We start from the raw sequence: 19,610 nt of genomic DNA, 5'->3' as shown, positions 1-19,610 counted from the left end.
ACTGTGTTCCCACAAGGGGAGAAGGGAGAGCACTCAGGCGGCTTCGTTCACCGGACGGCTAAGGCGGCGGACCTCCTCGTCGTTGAGCAGGCCGCCGGCGCGCAGCAGGCTGGCGAAGCGGCCGTTGCGCAGCGACAGTTCGGTGAACCCACCCATCTCGACCACCCGGCCCTTGTCCATGAACACGACCAGATCGGCATCGCGAACGGTGGTCAGGCGGTGGGCGATGATGAAGGTGGTGCGGCCGCGCCGCAACTCGTCGATGGCGTCCTTGACGCGGTCTTCCGTCTCGACGTCGAGCGCGCTGGTCGCCTCGTCGAGAACCAGGATGGGCGCGTCCTTCAGCACGGCGCGGGCGATCGCGATGCGCTGGCGCTCGCCACCGGACAGCTGTCCGCCGCGTTCGCCGACGACCGTGTCGTAGCCCTCGCACTTCGACAGGATGAAATCCTGCGCGGCGGCGGCGTTGGCCGCCGCATGGACCTCGTCATAGGTCGCCTCCGCACGCCCGACGCGGATGTTGTCCTCGATCGAGCGGTTGAGCAGGCCGGCATCCTGGAACACGGTGGCGATCGAATGGCGCAGCGATTTGCGGGTCACCGTGCGGGTGTCGATGCCGTCGATCAGGATACGGCCGCTGGACGGGGTGAAGACGCGCTGCAAAAGGTTGATGAGCGTGGTCTTGCCGGCGCCCGTCGGGCCGACGATGGCGACGGTCTGGCCGGCCTGGACCTCGAACGACGCGTCGTCGACGCCCTGCCCGGAGTTGCCGAACTCGAAGCAGACATTCTCGAAACGCACGTGACCGGTGACGTTGACGAGCTCGCGCAGCCCGTCGGGCTCGGCGGCATCGGAAGCGGAGTCCTCGAGATAGTAGAATTCCTCGAGCTTGGCGCGTGCCTCGGAAATCTGGTTGGCGAAAGCCGACATCTGGTCGAGCCGGGCAATCAGCAGCGTGGCAAAGCCGGTAAAGGCGATGACGTCGCCGATGCGCAACTGGCCGTGTGTCACCAGATAGGCGCCAATCAAGAGCACCACCATCATCGAAATCGTCGACGACAGGCGATGCAGCGCGTTGGCCATCGCCCACCAGTCGAGCACCGGATTCTGTGCGTCGAGCAGGTTCTTGACGTAGCGCTTCAGCGCCTCGGTCTCATGGCCGATGCGGTTGTAGCTCTGCAGGACGGCGACGTTGCTGACCGAGTCGGTCACATGCGCAAACACCTTGTGGTAGTGCCGCTCCACGGCCGCCTGGCCTTCCTTGGTGCGCCGCATCACCAGCCGTCCGATGCCGACATAGAGCGCGCCAAGCGCCAGCAGCACCATCGACATGCGGATATCCATGCTGAGCGCTGTGGGCACCAGCAGAACCAGCGCAACCGCGGTCGACAGATGCTGCCGCATGAATTCCAGCCAGAGGCTGAACAAGGTCTCGACGGCACGCAGGAGCGTGTGCAGGGAATTGGAGGTGCCGCGCTGATGATGCCAGGCAAGCGGCATGGTGATCACGCGCTCGAACGATTGGCAAAGAACCTCGCTGCGCCGCTGGTGGGCAAAGCGATCGGCGCCGCGCGCTACCAGAACGAAGGCGATGATGTTGAAGGCGCCGAGGCCGGCCCACATTGCGAGCGTCGAGAATACCGAGCCGCGGTCCGAAATGGCATCGATCACCCGGCCGAACATGATCGGCTCGAGGATGGCGATAATGGCAAGCGCGACATTCGCCCCGCAGATAAACGCAACGCGTTTCCTGTCGGCAGCTAGATAACCGAGCGCTCGCCAGTAGATTTGCAGAAGTGACACTTCAGCTACTCCGCCAATTATTTATGGTGCAGTGCGTCATTTTTTGACTCGTATCGGTTGACGCGTCGCAAAACAATGCTCGTCTACCTCTTCCGTTCCCATTCCGCGAACAAAAGATGACGACGCTTCGAAATTTGCCGTGATCGTCTAACAGTTTGAGATAAAAGGTGAAATGTCAGCGTTGCGGCAAAATCATGGCAGCTGGAAAGCACTGCCACAATTTTAATCAGCAAGACCCCGGGCACGACGTCTAAAGTCGTGTGCAGGCATTCAGCAAGGTCAAACGCAAATATAACCGGTAGAGGCACTTGGAGCGCCCGCGCGTGCCCTGGGGAACCCTGAGCGACGCTCCAAGTCTTTGAATCTAGGTCGGTATTCTAACGACCACCTCGGCATTGTTTCCGGCTTTTGGCTCGAAGGACGAAGATTTGGTCTTCGTGCCATTCACTTCAAGTGAGATGGCCCGGGCCTTTTTGTCGCGGACGACGCGTACCTTGATCTCGGCGCCCAGCATCTTCAGGGTTGCCGAATAGCCGTCCCAATGGCTGGGAAGTCGCGGCGTGAATTGGATGCGCTGTCCGCGGCGCTCTATGCCGAGAATGCTCTCGACCGCAGCGCGATAAAGCCAGCCCGCCGACCCGGTATACCAGGTCCAGCCGCCTCGGCCGCCCTTGTCTTGCCCGGAATAAACATCGGCCGCGACGACGTAAGGTTCCACCCGGTAGCGCTCTGCCGCGGCTTCATCGAGAGCATGGTTGACCGGATTTAGCATCGAAAGGCAACGGTAGGCATCGTCGGTGCGACCCATCTCGGCGAGCGCAATAACGAACCATGTCGCGGCGTGCGTGTATTGGCCGCCGTTTTCACGGACCCCCGGCGGATAGCTCTTGATGTAGCCCGGGTCCCTTTCCGTCTTCGAGAAGGGCGGGGTGAACAGTTTGACGATGTTGAGCTCGTCGTCGACGAGCGCTTTCATCGCCTGCCCCATTGCCGTGGTCGACCGCGCCGGGTCGCCCTCGCCCGAAAGCACGCTCCAGGACTGGGCGATCGAGTCGATCTTGCACTCGTCCGATTTGCGCGAGCCGAGCGGCGTGCCGTCGTCGAAGCTGCCGCGCCGATACCACTCGCCATCCCAGGCAGTGCTTTCCAGCGCCCGCTTCAGCACCTCGGCGTGCTTCGTCCAGGCTTGCACGCGCTTGGCATCGCGCTCCGCCTTGGCGACAGCGGCAAAGTCGCCCAGCGTCTTCAGCAGGAACCAGCCCAGCCATACGCTCTCGCCCTTGCCGTGCTCGCCTACGCGGTTCATTCCGTCGTTCCAGTCGCCGCCGAGGATCAGCGGCAGCCCGGCCGGGCTGCTGCGCTTGACGGCAAGATCGAGCGCCCGCGCGCAATGGTCATAGAGCGAGGCTGTCTTCTTCGAGATTTCCGGGATGAAGAAAGCATCGTGCTCGCCTTCGCCCAGCGGCTGCCCTTCGATGAAGGGCAGTTGCTCCTTCAGGATCGCGGTGTCGCCGGTCACCAGCAGGTAGCGGGCCGTGGCGTGGGCCAGCCAGACCACGTCGTCCGAGATCATGGTGCGGACGCCGGCCTCGGTGCGCGGCAGCCACCAATGCTGCACGTCGCCTTCGGGGAATTGCCGCCGCGCCGCGTTGAGGATCTGATCACGCGCCAGCCTGGGGTCATGCGCCAGCAAGGCCAAGGTGTCCTGCAACTGATCGCGGAAGCCGAAGGCACCGCTCGCCTGATAGAACGCAGAGCGGGCACGGATGCGGCAGGCCAGGCTCTGGTAGGGCAGCCAGTGATTGACCATGGCGTCGAGTGCCTTGTCCGGCGTCTCGACCTGGATGGTGTCGAGAAAGCCGCGCCATGTGCGCTGGTTGTCGGCCAGCCGCTGATCGAAATCCCTGGAGCGATGGGTCTGCACCAGCGCGCTGGCCTCCTCGGGCGAGGCCGCGTCGCCGAGCAGCCAGAGCAGCGTGACGTCGCCACCGGCAGCGATGTCGATGTCGCGTGCGATGGCGGCGCAGGGATCGTCGCCGGCCTCGACACGGCCCGACAGGCCGGCGCCGCTCAGCACGGCATGCGGAAACTCGCTCGTGCCTTGCCTGCCGATGAACTCGCCGCGGTCGGCGGTGACCGAATGCACCGGACCGTCGGCGGCCAGAAAGGCGATCCGCTCGCCGAAATCGAGCCCATAGGGATTTTGCGCCAGCAAAGCGCCGGTCGCGGCATCCCTCGACGGAACGATGCTTGCAGCGGTGCGCGAGCGATGGCCGCCAAGAACCCATTCCGCATAGGCGTAGACGCGCAGCCGCATCGGCACCGAACCCGAATTCTGGATGCGCAGCCGCGATATCTTCACCGGATCGACGGGATCGACGACATGGGTCAGGTCCATCGACAGCGGCCCGCGCTTTGAGCGGAATGTCGAAAAACCCTGCCCGTGCCAGGTTTCGTAGGTCATTGTCGGATCACGCACCACGGCAGCCATTGGCGAGAACGCCCTGCCACTGGCCTGATCGTAGATATAGATGCCCTCGCCCGGGCGGTTGGTGACCGGATCGTTCGACCATGGCGTCAGTTGATAGTCGCGGCTGTTGCGGCTCCAGGTGAAGGCAGCGCCTTCAGCCGATATGTGGAAACCGAACGATGGGTTGGAGATGACATTGATCCACGGCTGCGGCGTCGTGCGCCGGCCGGCAAGACGCACGACGTAGTGGCGTCCGTCGCTGTCGAAGCCGCCGAAACCGTTCCATTGGTCGAGCCCGCTGCCGTCGACGCGGCCCTCGATCAGTGCCTGGGCGGCAGATGCGTGCGACGTCGGCACCGGCAAGGACGGCTCGCGAAGGGCTGCAAGGTCTGCCGGCTGGAGGGCGGCGTCTCGCGCCTGCAGTGCCGCGGTCTCGGCACGCTCGATCTGGTCGAAGATGGTGCCGTTGCGCGTATGCAGCACCACCCGAGCGACGGCGAGCAAGGTCCTGTAGGTCGTTTCCTCCATCAGGTCACGGCGCACCGCGAAGATGTGCTGGCGGGGTCCGAGCTCCTTGCCGCGCAACCGGCTGTTTTCGCACAGCGTCTCCACCGCGCGCTGCAGGTCCTGCACGTAGGATGACGCCTGCTCGTTGACGACGACAAAATCGATCATCATGCCGCGGGCACGCATGTATTCCTGGAAGCGAAGCGCCTGGGCGACGATCTCCAGATCGGCGACATCGGCGATCCTGACCAGGAAAATCGGAAAATCGCCGGATATGCTGGTCGGCCACAGGCTGGACTGCCTGCCGAGCCCGGAGACGATGGATTCGCCCGGAAGGCGCAGGAACGGATCGGGATAGATCAGATAGCGCGCCAGCTTCTGCACATTGGCGGCGTCGGACAGGCTGAGGCCAAGGTGTCGGGTCTGCACCTGCGAGCGCGTCCAGGCGAGCATCGCCTGGCGGGCGAAGCTTTCGGGATGGTCGAGCCGTGCGATGGCGGCATCCAATTCGGCGCGATGGGTACCGACGACGGTCCAGAAGGTCAACGAAATCTTCTTGTTGGCCGGCACACGCACCTGCCGGCGAAGCGATGCGATCGGATCCAGGGTGAAGCCGGAATGGCCGCCAAGCTTGGCGCCGGGATCAAAGGCAGCCGCCTCGGTGATGGTGCGGCCGCGGCCGATGAAGGCGCGCCTGTCGGTTTCCGCCTCGGCGTCTCGCGCCGATCCAGACGGGTCGGTGACGAAATGCACCATGGTGACGTCGGGTTCGTCCTTTTCGCGCTTGCGCCTGGTGGCGAAGATCGCGCCGTTGTTCGGCGCGATCTCGGTTTCCACGAACATCTTCGAAAAAGCCGGATGGGCATTATCCGAGGGCTCGGAGCCCAGCACCAGTTCGGCAAACGAGGTTACTTCGATATGCCGGTCGGCGGGGCCATCATTGTGGAGCGTCACCCGTCGGCCCTCACCATTGCCTTCCGAGATGACGATACACTCGACTTCCGAACGCAGCGATCCGATCGATTTGACGAAGCTCGCCTTGTCGTCGGAAAACAGCGTCTGCGCACGCTCGCCAGCGGCGCGCTTCGGCTCGGCGGTGGCCGACCACCAATCGCCGTTGCTGGCGTCGCGCAGGAAAATATAGGAACCAAGGCGGTCCTCGGTCGGATCCGGCTGCCAGCGCGTGACGGCAAGTTCGCCCAAGCGGCTGTAGCCGGACCCGGTGGCGGTGACCATGACCGAGTAGCGGCCATTGGACATGACACTGGTCGAGCGCAGCGCCCTGAGCGGATCGAGCACGATGCGCGTATCCGGGCTTTCCAGCTCGGTCTCGTCCTTCGAGCGCTCGTCGGCCTCGGTCCTGACGGTCGCGGTCGGGATGTCGCGCGGCGCCCTTTCCTGCAGCAGCAATTCGGCCGACTCGATCACCGGATCGCTGTGGAAGCGGTCGCGCAGGCGCCCTTCGAAGATCGCATCGGCAACTGCGGCAATCGACATGCCGGAGTGGTGGGCCATGTAATTGAGCACGACGGCGTGGTCGGTGCCCTCGGGGACGCGTTGCGGCGTGAAATCCACCGCGTCGTAAAAACCGTGCCGGCCCAGTGCGCCCAGCCGCCTCAGCCTGGCCAGGTTCTGGACGGATTCATGCGGCGTGAACTGCGCTGCCAGGACGGTCGCGTAAGGCGCGATCACCGTGTTTTGGCCAAGGCCGCGCTTCAGGCCGAGCCCGGGCACGCCGAAATTGGTGTACTGATAGGTCAGCTCGCGGTCGCGGGCGTTGTAGGCCGCTTCCGAAATCCCCCAGGGAACGTTCTTCGAACGGCCATACTGGATCTGGCGCTTGATGATGAGCTTGCTGGTCTGGTTGAGAATGCTGCCTTGCGGCTCCTTCATCACCAGTGGCGGCATCAGATATTCGAACATCGAGCCGGACCAGGACATCAGTGCGCCCTGGAAGCCGATCTCGACGATCGGCCGGCCGAGCCGGAACCAGTGCTCGGTCGGCAAATCGCCCTTGGCGATGGCGAACAGGCTGGTCAGCCGCGCCTCGGAGGCCAAAAGGTCGTAGCAGCTTTCGTCGAGCTGATGCTCCTCGACCCGGTAACCGATCGACAGGAGCTTGCGTTCGGGCCGCATCAGGAACGAGAAATCCATCTCGAAGGCGAAACGGCGCGTGCGCTCGCGCAAGGTCAGAAGCTTGGCCCGCAATGCCGCGACGGCGTTTTCGTCGCTGTGCGCGTCGTGCACATGCGCCTCGCAGGTGGCTTCGAGCCTGGCCGCCCAATCGGCGATGGTGTCGCTCTGGGTCGATGCGGCTTCGGTGTGGATGGCTGTCGCGAGCTTGCGTATCTCGCCGGCCAGGACGGCCAGGTTGATGGTGCGGATCGACGCCATCTCCGGCTGCGCCTTGATCAATTCGACCGCCCTACGCATGCCGTCGAGACGGTCGGCGAGCCGCTGGCGCAAGGGCCGCAATTGACGCCGGTCGTCGGGCAGTTCCTCAAGGCTCTCGTCGAGGATGGTGACGGTGTCGAGGATGCCTTCGAAGTCGCCCTGCACATGCACCGACGGCGCTTCGGCCCATTCGGCGCAGGCAGCGGCCACGGCCACCAGATGGCCGGCGAGATTGCCGCTGTCGACGGCCGAAATGTAAAGCGGGTAGAGCGGCTTCAGGGTCGTCGTGTCATACCAGTTGAAGAGATGGCCGCGGTCGCGCGGCATGCTCTCGATGGTCGACATGGTCGCGTCGATGCGGTTGACGGCGTCGGAGAGGCTGATCCAGCCGAAATCGCGCGCCGAAATCACCGACAGCAGGTAGACGCCGATATTGGTCGGCGAGGTGCGGGGCGCCACAACGGGGGCCGGGCTTTCCTGGAAATTATCCGGCGGCAGATGGTGATGCTCGGCCGTCACGAAGGTCTCGAAATAGTGCCATGTACGCCGCGCCACGGTGCGCAGCGCGTGGATGTCGGCGGCCGATATGCGCAGGCGGTCCTCGGTTTCGGCCGAACGGCTGATCCAGCAGGCGATCGCGGGCGAGCCGATCCAGAACAAGGCAAAGAAGAAGGCGACAAAGGCGCCGGTGGAATCGGCCAGCACCGGGACGGCGAGGCCGACGACGCCGATGATCACCGCGCCGTACATGATGCTGTAATAGGAGCCGAGATCGTTGTCGCCGCCCTTGTGTGCCTGCGAGGCGGTGCGCCATTCGAGCAGGTTCTGGCGGCTGACGAACAGGCGGTAGAGCGTTCGGATGATTGCGTCGCCCATCATCCAGGCTAGGTGCGCCATCAGCACGATCTTCAGCGCTACCAGGGCGGTACCGAATGCAACGTCGCGTGCCAGCGCCGAGAAATGGCCGCGCGGCGTCTGATCGCCGCTCTTCGGCAGGATGGCGTTGACGATGTCGAAAGTGGGCGCCATGAACAGCGTAAGGATCAGCAGCGCCTGCCATTGCGCGGCCTGCGTGAAGGGCAGCAGCGTCCAGCCGGCGATCGCGGCCATCACCCAGAAGATCGGCGTCACCGAGCGGCGCAGATTGTCCACCATCTTCCAGCGCGACAGCGCCGGCACGTTTGAGCGCGGGCCGAGGATGAAGCCCAGAAGCTGCCAGTCGCCGCGTGCCCAGCGATGGTGGCGCGACGCATCGACCGAATAGCGGGTCGGATAGTCCTCGACCAGTTCGACGTCGGTGACCAAGGCCGATCGCGCCAGCGCGCCTTCAAGCAGATCATGGCTGAGGATGGTGTTTTCCTCGATGCGGCCCTTCAGCGCCGCCTCGAAGGCGTCGACATGGTAGAGACCCTTGCCGGTGAAGGAACCGTCGCCGAAGATGTCCTGGTAGAGGTCCGACACGGCAAAGACATACGGGTCGAGCCCGCGATTGGCGGAAAAGACACGCTGAAAGAACGACGCCTCGTCGCCGCTGGTCAGCGACGCAGTGATGCGCGGCTGCAGGATGGAATTGCCTGCGATGACCTCGCGCCGGGCCACGTCGAAATGCGGACGGTTGAGCGGGTGGCAAAGCTTGCCGGCCAGCGCGGCGACGGCGTCGCGGGTGGTGCGGGTGTCGGCGTCCAGCGTCATCACGTGGACGACGCTCTCCGGCAATGGCACTTCCAACGGCAGGAAGGTGGTGTCGCTGTCGCCGCGCAGCAGGAGGTTCAATTCGTGCAGCTTGCCGCGCTTGCGCTCCCAGCCCATCCAGACGCCTTGCGACGCGTTGTAGAGCCGGCGCCGATGCAGCAGATAAAAGCGCGGCGCGCCTTCCGAGGGATAGCGGGCATTCAGCCTGGCGATTTCGGCACGTGCGAATTCGAGGATTTCGACATCCGCCGTATCGATCTCGGTCTTCGAGTCAGGCCAGTCGGAAAGCAGCGCGAAATAGACCTCACCCGCCGTGTTGGCGAGGTGATGCACCTCGATGTTGCGGATGTTCTCCTCGACATCGTCGCGCGAGCCGATCAGCGACGGCACCACGACCAGTGTGCGTGCCTCGGCCGGCACACCGTGCCTGAAATCATAGCCGATGAGACGTGTCGGCTTCAAAAACAGCGAGACGACGGTGTTGAAGAATGCGAGCGCGCCTTCGCTGGCCGGCACTGCGAACAGGGCCAGCATCAGGACGATCGACGGCACCGACAGGCCGAGATTGACAAGCGCATTGCCGGAAACGACCAGAAGCAGGACCGTCAGCGCAAAGACCGGCACGACGATGCCCAGCCATCCGGTCTTGCGGAATGTCCGGCTGATCGTCTTGCCGATGGTCGGCCGATAGCCGATCGACCGCTCGAGCTCCATCCGGCGCGGGCCGACGAGAAAGAAGCCGACGTCGGTGTGAGCGATCGGGCCGGTTTCGGAGCCCGGTGCATCGGCAGCATGGCCGGCGAGTTCGATCGCCCTTTCGGCAACGCGAAATTCGGAGAGATCGGAACGGCGTGCCAGCTCCTCGATCGCAGTCCGGTATTGGTCGCGCGAAAAGAAATCGAGCGCGGCGAAATCGGTGCGTTCGCGCAGCAAGGTGTCGATGCGGCTGACGCCCTCGAACCACACCGTCCAGTCGATGTCGTTGATGAGGCGCAGGCCGCGGATGATGTTGCCGGTGGTCACGTTGCCGCTGGACAGCGTGTGGTGCTCGCTGAGGATGATTTCCTCGGCGTCGGAGCCGGTCCTTTCCAGCTCGCCCTCCAGCCATTCCAGCGCCCTGCCGGCATTTTGCGAGCCGTCACGCAGCCGGTAGAGCAACTGGGTGGCGAAGGTGGTGTCCTGCGCATGGGCGCTGTAATGGGAAAGTATCGCCTGCCGGTCGGCGCTGTCGTCCGTCGCCAGCACACGGTCGGCGACCTCGTTGGCGATCTGGCGCAGTTCCCGCGTGCGATTGACGCGGACCGCGATGCGGCGAAGGTTCTCGATCAGGACGAAGCGCAGCAGCGACGGCAGCGCCCACAATTCGCCGATCTTCAGCGGCTCGACGGACTGGAAGCCTTCGACGATCGCCTTGAACATGGCCGACGAGACGGAACTGTCGGAATGCGCGACATAGGTCCATGCGACCGCCAGCGCGCGCGGCACGCTGGATCCGTCGGACAGTTTCAGCGTCGGCAACTGGCGATAGAAGCGGCGCGGCAGGTCGCGCTTGACCTGAAAAATGGTCTCCTCGACCAGGTAGTTGTTGTCGAGCAGCCACTGCGCCGCGGGCGTGATCGTTTCGCCCCTCGCCTGGGCAGCGTTGGTGGAACGGTAGACATCGAGAATCTTCCTGGCGCTGTCGCGGATGCGCGCCTGAAAATCGAAAGGCGTCAGACCGAACAAATCCTTGGCATCGCCATTGGCAAGGGCTGCGCCCAACGCTCGCAGCCGATCTTCCGGCAGGAAATGGGAGCGTATCGGCTCGTCGGTGACAGCCGGGAAGCTGGCGCTCGTCTTTTCGATCTGTGCGAGATTGGTCTGGATATTCATCTAAGGTTCCGTGTTGGGGACGCAGTGCGGCGTCACCGCCACGGCAATGTCCCTAAAACCGGTCCAAATGCAATTGGTTGCATCGCAACACTTGGCCGAATGTTTGTTTCCGCACCACGACAAGGTGTCGTCTTTCGACAACGTCCAGGCGAGCGCTCCGAGCATCGTTTCGGCCTCTGATCGGCGGAAGATTCAGGCTTTTTCGTGATGCAGCGACCAGCTTACGCGATATTTGGCCGGCATCGCGATCATGTTTGGAAACAGGCGTTAATCGTTGCCGGCAATGAGGTCGATGCGGATCACGAACAGCATCGCCGGCCGGACGGGATGCAGGCGCAGTTCCGGCGCTTGCGGCCCGAGCAACAGCGCATCGAGCGGCCTAAGTTGCATGGGCGCCGCGCCGGCCACCCTGAGCTCGCCGTCGAGGGACAGGATGAGTGTTTCATCGGCTCCAGCCCGGATTTTCGTCGGAGCCGAAATCAGCAGGCGCTCGACCGTGTGGGCCGCCCGGGCGCGGCGGGTCATGACGTTGAGGTCGGTGATGGGACCGGCGATCAGCGTGGCTTGCGTCGGCACGTCGGCTGGAAAGGCAAGTGGGGCGGAAGCCTTGGTGATTTCGACCGGCGGCCGGCCGGCGATATCGAGGACCATGCCCTCGCCTACCAGCAACGCCAAGGTCCGGTCGACGCCGGGAAATCCGGAAAACGGGCCGCCGCCCTCGACCAGCGCCATCGAGACGCGCCAGTCGAAATCGTCGAGCCCAGCACCTGGCGGCGAGACGGCAATCTCCGTCGTCACCCCGCCGCCGTTCTTCCACGGCATCGACCGGTATTCGGCTGCCCGAAGGATGCGCAAGGCGCGGCTCAGCCCAATATGCCGGGCAGGTTGAGCTGGTTCTCCCTGGCGCATTCGATCGCAATGTCATAGCCGGCATCGGCGTGGCGCATGACGCCGGTCGCCGGGTCGTTCCACAAAACCCGCTCCAGGCGCTTCGCCGCCTCTCGCGTGCCGTCGGCGACGATGACCATGCCGGCATGCTGGGAAAAGCCCATGCCGACGCCGCCGCCATGGTGCAGCGACACCCAGGTGGCGCCGGAGGCGGTGTTGAGCAGGGCGTTGAGCAGCGGCCAGTCGGAGACGGCATCGGAGCCGTCCTTCATCGCCTCCGTCTCACGGTTCGGCGAAGCGACCGAGCCGGAGTCGAGATGGTCGCGGCCGATGACGACCGGTGCCTTCAGTTCGCCCCTGGCGACCATCTCGTTGAAGGCGAGGCCGAGCCGATGGCGGTCGCCAAGGCCGACCCAACAGATGCGTGCCGGCAGGCCTTGGAAGGCGATGCGCTCGCGCGCCATGTCGAGCCAATTGTGCAGATGGGTGTTACCGGGCGTGAGTTCGCGCACCTTGGCGTCGGTCCTGTAGATGTCCTCGGGATCGCCGGAAAGTGCTGCCCAGCGGAACGGGCCGATACCGCGGCAAAACAGCGGACGGATATAGGCCGGCACGAAGCCAGGGAAGGCAAAGGCATTCTCGAACCCCTCCTCCTTTGCCACCTGGCGGATGTTGTTGCCGTAATCGAGCGTCGGCACGCCGGCGTTCCAGAACGCCACCATCGCCTCGACATGCTCGCGCATTGACGCGCGGGCAGCCTTTTCCACCGCCTTCGGGTCGCTGGTGCGCTTCTCGCGCCACTCGGCCAGCGACCAGCCCTTGGGCAGATAGCCGTTGAGCGGGTCATGCGCCGAGGTCTGGTCGGTGACGATGTCGGGGCGCACGCCTCGCCGAACCAGTTCCGGCACGATGTCGGCGGTGTTGCCGACCAGGCCGACCGATTTCGCCTCACCGGCTTTGGTCCAGCGCTCGATCTTCTCGAGAGCCTCGTCGAGCGTGTCGGCGCGCTCGTCGACATAGCGGGTGCGCAGCCGGAAATCGATGCGGTCGGGATCGCATTCGACGGCCAGGCAGCAGGCGCCGGCCATGACCGCGGCGAGCGGCTGGGCACCGCCCATGCCGCCGAGGCCGCCGGTCAGGATCCATTTGCCCCTGAGATTGCCGCCATAGTGCTGGCGGCCGGCCTCGACGAAGGTCTCGTAGGTGCCCTGCACGATGCCTTGCGTGCCGATGTAGATCCATGAGCCGGCCGTCATCTGGCCGTACATCATCAGGCCTTTCCTATCGAGCTCGTTGAATTTCTCCCATGTCGCCCAGTGCGGCACGAGGTTCGAATTGGCGATCAGCACGCGCGGGGCGTCCGGATGGGTGCGGAACACGCCGACCGGCTTGCCGGATTGCACCAGCAGCGTCTCGTCGTCTGCAAGCGTCTTCAGCGAGGCAACGATGCGGTCGAAATCGTTCCAGGTGCGCGCCGCCCGGCCGATGCCGCCATAGACGACCAGCTCGTTGGGATTTTCGGCGACGTCCGGGTCGAGATTGTTCATCAGCATGCGCAGCGGCGCTTCCGTCAGCCAGGTGCGGGCGTTGAGTTCGTTGCCGCGCGGGCTGCGCACTTCACGGATGTTGTGGCGAGGATCGGTCATGATTGTCCCTTTCGAGTGAGGCGCGCTGCGCATCACCGCTCCGCCCAGGCGATCGCGGTTTCCAGGATCTTCTTCAGCGTGACGCGGATCGGCGCCGCGAATTCGGCATCGTAAGGCACCGGCCAATTGCCGGGCATACCCTTGCCTTCGGGCTCGCGCAGATAGCCGCGGTTGGAGAGCTCCATCTGCAACGCGTGGACGCCGGCTTGCGGCTGGCCGAAATGGCGCGTGATCCAGCCGCCCTTGAAGCGGCCGTTGACGACGTAGCTCTCGCCGGTTTCGGCGAGACTCTGCGTGACTTTCTCCTGCAGCGTGGGATCGGCGCTCTTGCCGTCATTGGTGCCGAGATTGAAGACCGGCAATTTGCCTTCGAACAGGCGCGGCAGCACCGAGCGGATCGAATGGCAGTCATAGACGACGATCTTCGCATGCAAAGCGCGCAGCCTGTCGATCTCGGCCTGCAGAGCGGCATGATAGGGTACGAAGAATTTTTCGCGGCGTTCGTCGATCTCCGACGGTCCCGGCTCTTCGCCCTCACGGTAGAGCGGATCGCCGTCAAAGGTCTCGGTCGGGCAGAGACCGGTCGTCGTCTGGCCGGGATAGAGCGAAGCGCCCGACGGATCGCGGTTGACGTCGATGACGGTGCGCGAAATCGCCGTATGCACGACCGTCGCGCCAAGGCTCTCGGCAAAGTCATAAAGCTTGTCGATCCACCAGTCACAGTCGCGGCGGCCGAGCCAGGTCGAGATTAGCCGGCTGTCGAGGCCGGCGAGGTCGATGCCGGTGTGCGGGATCGAGACCAGCAGGGGTGCTGTGCCTCGGGTGACGGTGAGCCAGGAGGGTGAGGTCATCGGAAGTCTCCGCGCGACAGAACGCGACCTTGCAATCGTCCGTGAACACCGACCTCGCTTTTTGCCGGCCGTGTCGTATTTTGTTCTTGCTTTGTGCCGGCAGCTATGCTAATAATTTCAGTATGGTGCTGATTCGGCGCGACAACCCGCCCTCGAGGCGGGCTTTTTGTTTCTGACTTTGAAAGTTTCGGTGTTGCCGGGCTGAGGTTGGCGGGACAGCGCCCCCCTCTGTCCTGCCGGACATCTCCCCCTCTAGTGGGGAGATTGGCGGTCACGACTGCTTTCGCCAATCTCCAACGTTGCAGAAATGAACGCAGGGCCGAAGCTGCCAATCTCCCCCCTGGAGGGGGAGATGTCCGGCAGGACAGAGGGGGGCGCGACGGAACACGACCCATGCCGGCGTAACGCAGCGACGACGGCCTCACGACGTCACCCCCGGCAGCTTTACCGCGCTTGCCGCTTCCACCGCCGCACCGCTGCGTACCATGGCGATGGCCTTCTCCATGTCGGGGTGGAAGTGCCGGTCGTTGTCGAGATGCGGCACCTCTGCCCTGACCAGCCGGCGCACCGCCTGGAGTGCCGCGCTCGAGACCAGCGGTGTATGGAAATCGCAACCTTGTGTGGCAGCCAGCAATTCGATGCCGATGACGGCCGTCGCATTCTCGACCATGCCGATGAGGCGGCGCGCTCCATGCGCCGCCATCGAGACATGGTCTTCCTGGTTGGCCGAGGTTGGGATCGAATCGACGCTGGCCGGATAGGCTTTTTGCTTGTTTTCAGAAACCAGCGCTGCCGCCGTCACTTGCGGGATCATGAAACCGGAATTCAGCCCCGGCTTGGGCGTCAGAAAGGCCGGCATGCCCGACAGTGCCGGATCGACCAGCATCGCGATGCGCCGCTCCGATAGCGAGCCGATCTCGCAGACGGCGAGTGCGATCATGTCGGCGGCGAACGCCACCGGCTCGGCGTGGAAATTGCCGCCCGAAAGTGCGGAGTCATCCTCGGCAAAGATCAGCGGATTGTCGGTGACGCCGTTGGCCTCGGTGCCGAGCGTGTCGGCGGCCTTGCGAAGCACGTCGAGCGCTGCGCCCATCACCTGCGGCTGGCAGCGCAGGCAGTATGGATCCTGCACGCGCTCATCGCCGACGCGGTGCGATTCACGGATGGCGCTGCCGGCCATCAAATTGCGCAACGCCTCGGCCGTCTCGATCTGGCCGCGATGCTTCCGGAGCAGATGGATGCGTGGATCGAACGGAGCGTCGGAGCCCTTGGCGGCATCGGTCGACAGCGCGCCGGCGACCAGCGCCGACTGGTAGAGCACTTCCGCTTCGAACAAAGCGGCCAGCGCATAGGCGGTCGAAAACTGGGTGCCGTTGAGCAGCGCCAGGCCTTCCTTGGCGCCCAATGTCACCGGCTCCAGGCCGTGCGAAACGAAGGCGACCTTGGCGGGAAAGCGGCCATGCGGGGTAAAACATTCGCCGACGCCGATCATCACCGCGGTCATGTGCGACAGCGGCGCAAGGTCGCCAGAAGCGCCGACCGAGCCTTGCGCCGGCACCACGGGGATAACGTCGTTGGCCAGCATCGCCTCGAGCAGTTCGATCGTCCGCGGCCGCACGCCGGAGGCGCCCTGTGCCAGGCTGGCCAGCTTCAGCGCCATCATCAGCCGGCAAATTGCGACGGGCATCGGCTCGCCGACGCCGGCGGCATGAGACAGCACGATGTTTCGCTGCAGCGTCTCCAGGTCGGCGGCGGGGATGCGGACGCTGGCCAGCTTGCCGAAGCCGGTATTGATGCCATAGACCGGCTCGCCTTTGGCAACGATCCTGGCGACGGCCTCGGCGCTGGCCTTGATCTTCGGCCGGCAGGCATCGTCGAGCCGCAGTGCGGCGCCGCGATAGATGGCGCGCCAATCGGCCAGCGTCGCATTGCCTGGCCTTAGCGTGAGTTCAGTCATTGTCCCCTCCAGATGCGGGCATGCAGCGGGTTGAAGCCCATGCGGTAGACGAGCTCGGCCGGGCGCTCGACGTTCCAGATCGCCAGATCGGCGGATTTTCCGACCTCCAGCGTGCCGGTCTGCCCAAGCAGCCCGAGCGCCCGGGCAGCCTCGCGCGTAACGCCGGCAAGGCATTCATCGACGGTCAGGCCGAACAACGTGGCCGCCATGTTCATGGTCAGAAGCAGCGAGGTCAGCGGCGACGTGCCGGGATTGTTATCGGTGGCAACGGCCATCCTGACGCCATGCTGGCGAAACAGGGTGATCGGCGGCTTCTTGGTCTCGCGTATGAAGTAGTAGGCGCCGGGCAGGATGGTCGCCACGGTTCCTGCCTTCGCCATCGCCGCCGCACCGGCCTCGTCGGTATATTCGAGGTGGTCGGCCGATAGCGCACCATAGCGCGCCGCAAGTTCCGCGCCGTGAAGATTGGACAGCTGGTCTGCATGGAGCTTGACCGGCAGGCCCGCCGCCTTCGCGGCATCGAACACGCGGGCAATCTGCTCGGGCCAAAAGGCAATGCCTTCGCAAAAACCGTCGACGGCATCGGCCAAGCCCTCGGCCGCGACGGCCGGCAAAATCTGGTTGGCGACAAGATCGATAAAGGCGTCCTTGTCACCTTTTGCTTCTTGAGGCAGCGCATGAGCGCCGAGGAAAGTGGTTCTGACCGTCACCGGCCGCTCACCGCCCAGCCGTCGCGAGGCGCGCAGCGACTTCTTCTCGTTTTCGAGGTCGAGGCCGTAGCCGGATTTGATCTCGACGGTGGTGACGCCTTCGGCGATCAGCGCATCGAGGCGCGGCAGCGACTGGGCGACCAGCTCGTCCTCGCTGGCGGCGCGCAGTGCCTTGACCGAGGAAACGATGCCGCCGCCGGCCCTGGCGACCTCCTCATAGGTGGCGCCGGCCAGCCGCATCTCGAATTCATTGGCACGGTTGCCGGCATGGACCAGATGGGTGTGGCAGTCGATAAGGCCAGGCGTGATCCAGCGGCCTTCGCAGTCGGTCGCCTCGGCGCCCTCGCGGAGTGCTGCCGGCATGTCGGCTTCCGGCCCGGCATAGACGATCCGGCCATTGCGCACGGCGATTGCACCGTGCTCGACGACGCCTAACCCGGCGCTGCTTTCGGCCATGGTCGCGAGCCGCGCATTGCGCCAGAGGCGAAGCTCCCCTGCCCGGCTTTTGCTCTGTGCAGTCATCATCTTTTCCGTTTCAATCGGTGGCGATTATGTATATACATATCAAAAGGCACTGCAAGCGCTATCATCGCATGGCAGGCCGGGATTTGGAGAAAAACGTGACGGCAATCTTTGCGGAACAGGCGCTTCTGCCCGACGGCTGGCACAGCAATGTGCGGATCGTCATCTCCGACGGCAGGATCGCCACGGTCGAGGCGAATACCTCGCCTCTGCCTGGCGACGAGCGCCACGCCATCCTCTTGCCCGCCATGCCGAACCTGCACAGCCACGCCTTCCAGCGCGGCATGGCCGGCCTTGCCGAATTGCGCGGGCCTTCCGCCGACAGTTTCTGGAGCTGGCGCGAGGTGATGTACCGCTTCGCGCTGGCGATGACGCCGGACCAGGTCGAAGTGGTCGCGGCCCAGCTCTATGTCGAGATGCTGGAGGCCGGGTTCTCGCGCGTCGGCGAGTTTCACTATCTCCACCACGACCGTGACGGCCGGCCCTATGCCAACATCGCCGAGATGGCGGAGCGTATCATTGCTGCAGCGTCCGAGACAGGCATCGGGCTGACTTTGCTGCCGGTGCTCTACGCGCATTCCTCTTTCGGCGGCGCTGCGCCAAATGAAGGCCAGCGGCGATTCATCAACGATGTGAACCAGTTCTCGCGGCTTGTTGAGAAAAGCCGCGAATCCATTCGCGCGCTGAATCAAGGCGTCGTGGGCGTCGCCCCGCACAGCATGCGCGCTGTGATACCGGAGGAACTCGCCGCGCTCACAATGTTTGCACCGGACGGGCCGATCCACATCCACATCGCCGAGCAGATGAAGGAGGTCGAGGATTGTCTTGCCTGGTCCGGCGCGCGGCCGGTCGAATGGCTGCTTGCCAACGCCAACGTCGACCAGCGCTGGTGTCTGATCCACGCTACCCACATGACCGAAGCCGAGACGATCCAGATGGCGAAAAGCGGCGCCGTTGCCGGCCTCTGCCCGATCACCGAGGCCAATCTCGGCGACGGCACCTTTGCCGCGCCCCTGTTCATGCAGCATGGCGGCCGCTTCGGCATCGGCTCGGATTCCAACGTGCTGATCGGCCTGCCCGATGAGTTGCGCCAGCTCGAATATTCGCAGCGCCTCGCTCACCGCGCCCGCAACGTGTTGGCGGTGGCCCGTGGCTCGACCGGCCGTGCTTTGTTCGATGCGGCGCTCGAGGGTGGCAGTGCCGCGCTTGGCGCCGGCCCCTCGCAGATCGCAGCAGGTGCCTCGGCCGATTTCGTCTCGCTCGACGGCAATCATCCATCGCTGGCCGGCAAGACGGGCGATGCAATCCTTGACGCCTGGATTTTTGCCAACGGCACCAAGGTCGATTGCGTCTGGGTGCATGGCAAGAAACTGGTCAGCGACGGCAGGCATGCCAGGCGCGAAGCCATCGCCGAGCGGTTCCGCAAGGTGATGACGGTGCTTTCGGCATGAGCATGATCGAGACAATAAGCGCGGATTCTGGAAGCGCGGACGGCGGCGAGGCGCTTTCGCTGCACCAGCGCATCCTGTCGGACATCAGCGAACGGATCCTGTCTGGGGCCTGGGCGCCCGGCCACCGCATTCCGTTCGAGCATGAACTGACGGCTGAGTACAATTGCTCGCGCATGACGGTGAACAAGGCGCTGTCGCAGCTAGCCAAGGCCGGGCTGATCGAGCGCCGGCGTCGTTCGGGCAGTTTTGTCCGCCGGCCGCAATCGCAGGCGGCCGTTCTCGAAATCCACGACATCCGGATCGAGGTCGAGGCACTTGGCCTGCCCTACCGCTACGAGCGCGTGGCGCGAAACAGAAGACGCAGCAGCGCCGACGACCGCGCCCTGCTGGAACTCGACGTCGCTGGGCCGGTGCTGGTGCTGGAATGCCGGCATTTCGCCGGCAAGCGGCCATTCGCCCACGAGCAGCGGCTGATCAACCTGGCTGCCGTGCCGGAGGCCGCCGAAGAGGCGTTTTTCGACACCGCGCCCGGTCCGTGGCTGATCGGGCGCGTGCCGTGGAGTGCCGCCGAGCATCGCATCCGCGCGGTTGCCGCCGAAAGGCATATCGCGGCGGCGCTCGACATCGAGACGGGCGCGCCGTGCCTGGTGATCGAGCGGCGGACATGGAGCGCGGAGCACCCCGTCACCCATGTCCGGTTCACCTATGCGGCGGAGAACCACACGCTGGTCGCGCGGTTCACGCCGTCGCAGGGGTAAACCCTCCCCCTTGAGGGGAGGGTCGCGGAGCAAATTGCCGCATGGCGGCATTTTGTGACGCGGGGTGGGGTCGGTGCAACCTCGCCGAC

General features: G+C 64.6%; 9 protein-coding genes. 2 read left to right on the top strand and 7 right to left on the bottom strand.

Annotation, left to right across the window (positions count from 1 at the left end; translation table 11 throughout):
- Positions 1-33: 33 nt before the first annotated feature.
- From NKH23_RS09945 to hutI, 7 genes are all read right to left on the bottom strand, one after another.
- Positions 34-1,803, bottom strand: a complete 1,770-nt coding sequence (locus NKH23_RS09945) for a glucan ABC transporter ATP-binding protein/ permease (RefSeq protein ID WP_352911028.1) — start codon at positions 1,801-1,803, stop codon at positions 34-36.
- A gap of 364 nt (positions 1,804-2,167) precedes the next feature.
- Positions 2,168-10,738: a glycoside hydrolase family 94 protein gene (locus NKH23_RS09940; RefSeq protein WP_352911030.1), complete on the bottom strand. Its 8,571-nt coding sequence runs from the start codon at positions 10,736-10,738 to the stop codon at positions 2,168-2,170.
- A 267-nt stretch (positions 10,739-11,005) separates the two neighbouring features.
- Entirely contained in the window at positions 11,006-11,593 is a 588-nt protein-coding gene (locus tag NKH23_RS09935) for a HutD/Ves family protein (protein ID WP_352911032.1), read from the bottom strand.
- Positions 11,594-11,601: 8 nt separating this feature from the next.
- Positions 11,602-13,272: a urocanate hydratase gene (hutU, locus tag NKH23_RS09930; RefSeq protein WP_352911035.1), complete on the bottom strand. Its 1,671-nt coding sequence runs from the start codon at positions 13,270-13,272 to the stop codon at positions 11,602-11,604.
- Between the two features lie 32 nt (positions 13,273-13,304).
- A complete protein-coding gene (gene hutG / locus NKH23_RS09925) occupies positions 13,305-14,123 on the bottom strand; it encodes an N-formylglutamate deformylase (RefSeq protein ID WP_352977379.1) in 819 nt (272 codons plus the stop codon).
- A gap of 421 nt (positions 14,124-14,544) precedes the next feature.
- Positions 14,545-16,080 carry a histidine ammonia-lyase gene (gene hutH, locus NKH23_RS09920; RefSeq protein ID WP_352911039.1) on the bottom strand — a complete coding sequence of 512 codons (1,536 nt, stop codon included), beginning with the start codon at positions 16,078-16,080 and terminating at the stop codon, positions 14,545-14,547.
- Positions 16,077-17,312, bottom strand: a complete 1,236-nt coding sequence (gene hutI, locus NKH23_RS09915; RefSeq protein ID WP_352911041.1) for an imidazolonepropionase — start codon at positions 17,310-17,312, stop codon at positions 16,077-16,079. The genes hutH and hutI overlap by 4 nt, the downstream gene beginning before the upstream one ends.
- A gap of 98 nt (positions 17,313-17,410) precedes the next feature.
- Here hutI and NKH23_RS09910 point away from each other — a divergent pair, with 98 nt between their 5' ends.
- Positions 17,411-18,763, top strand: coding sequence for a formimidoylglutamate deiminase (locus tag NKH23_RS09910; protein ID WP_352911043.1), 1,353 nt, complete (start codon positions 17,411-17,413; stop codon positions 18,761-18,763).
- Positions 18,760-19,521, top strand: coding sequence for a histidine utilization transcriptional repressor HutC (hutC, locus tag NKH23_RS09905; protein WP_352911045.1), 762 nt, complete (start codon positions 18,760-18,762; stop codon positions 19,519-19,521). The genes NKH23_RS09910 and hutC overlap by 4 nt, the downstream gene beginning before the upstream one ends.
- The last annotated feature ends 89 nt before the right edge of the window (positions 19,522-19,610 follow it).

The sequence above is a fragment of the Mesorhizobium sp. M1328 genome (assembly GCF_040318075.1).
Lineage (GTDB): Bacteria > Pseudomonadota > Alphaproteobacteria > Rhizobiales > Rhizobiaceae > Mesorhizobium.
This window is presented reverse-complemented; position numbering and strand designations above follow the sequence as displayed.

Excerpts from the sequence above, each read along its gene's own strand:
- hutC (WP_352911045.1), top strand. The coding sequence starts at position 18,760 with ATGAGCATGATCGAGACAATAAGCGCGGATTCTGGAAGCGCGGACGGC.
- NKH23_RS09940 (WP_352911030.1), bottom strand. The coding sequence starts at position 10,738 with ATGAATATCCAGACCAATCTCGCACAGATCGAAAAGACGAGCGCCAGC.
- hutU (WP_352911035.1), bottom strand. The coding sequence starts at position 13,272 with ATGACCGATCCTCGCCACAACATCCGTGAAGTGCGCAGCCCGCGCGGC.
- hutI (WP_352911041.1), bottom strand. The coding sequence starts at position 17,312 with ATGACTGCACAGAGCAAAAGCCGGGCAGGGGAGCTTCGCCTCTGGCGC.
- hutH (WP_352911039.1), bottom strand. The coding sequence starts at position 16,080 with ATGACTGAACTCACGCTAAGGCCAGGCAATGCGACGCTGGCCGATTGG.
- hutG (WP_352977379.1), bottom strand. The coding sequence starts at position 14,123 with ATGACCTCACCCTCCTGGCTCACCGTCACCCGAGGCACAGCACCCCTG.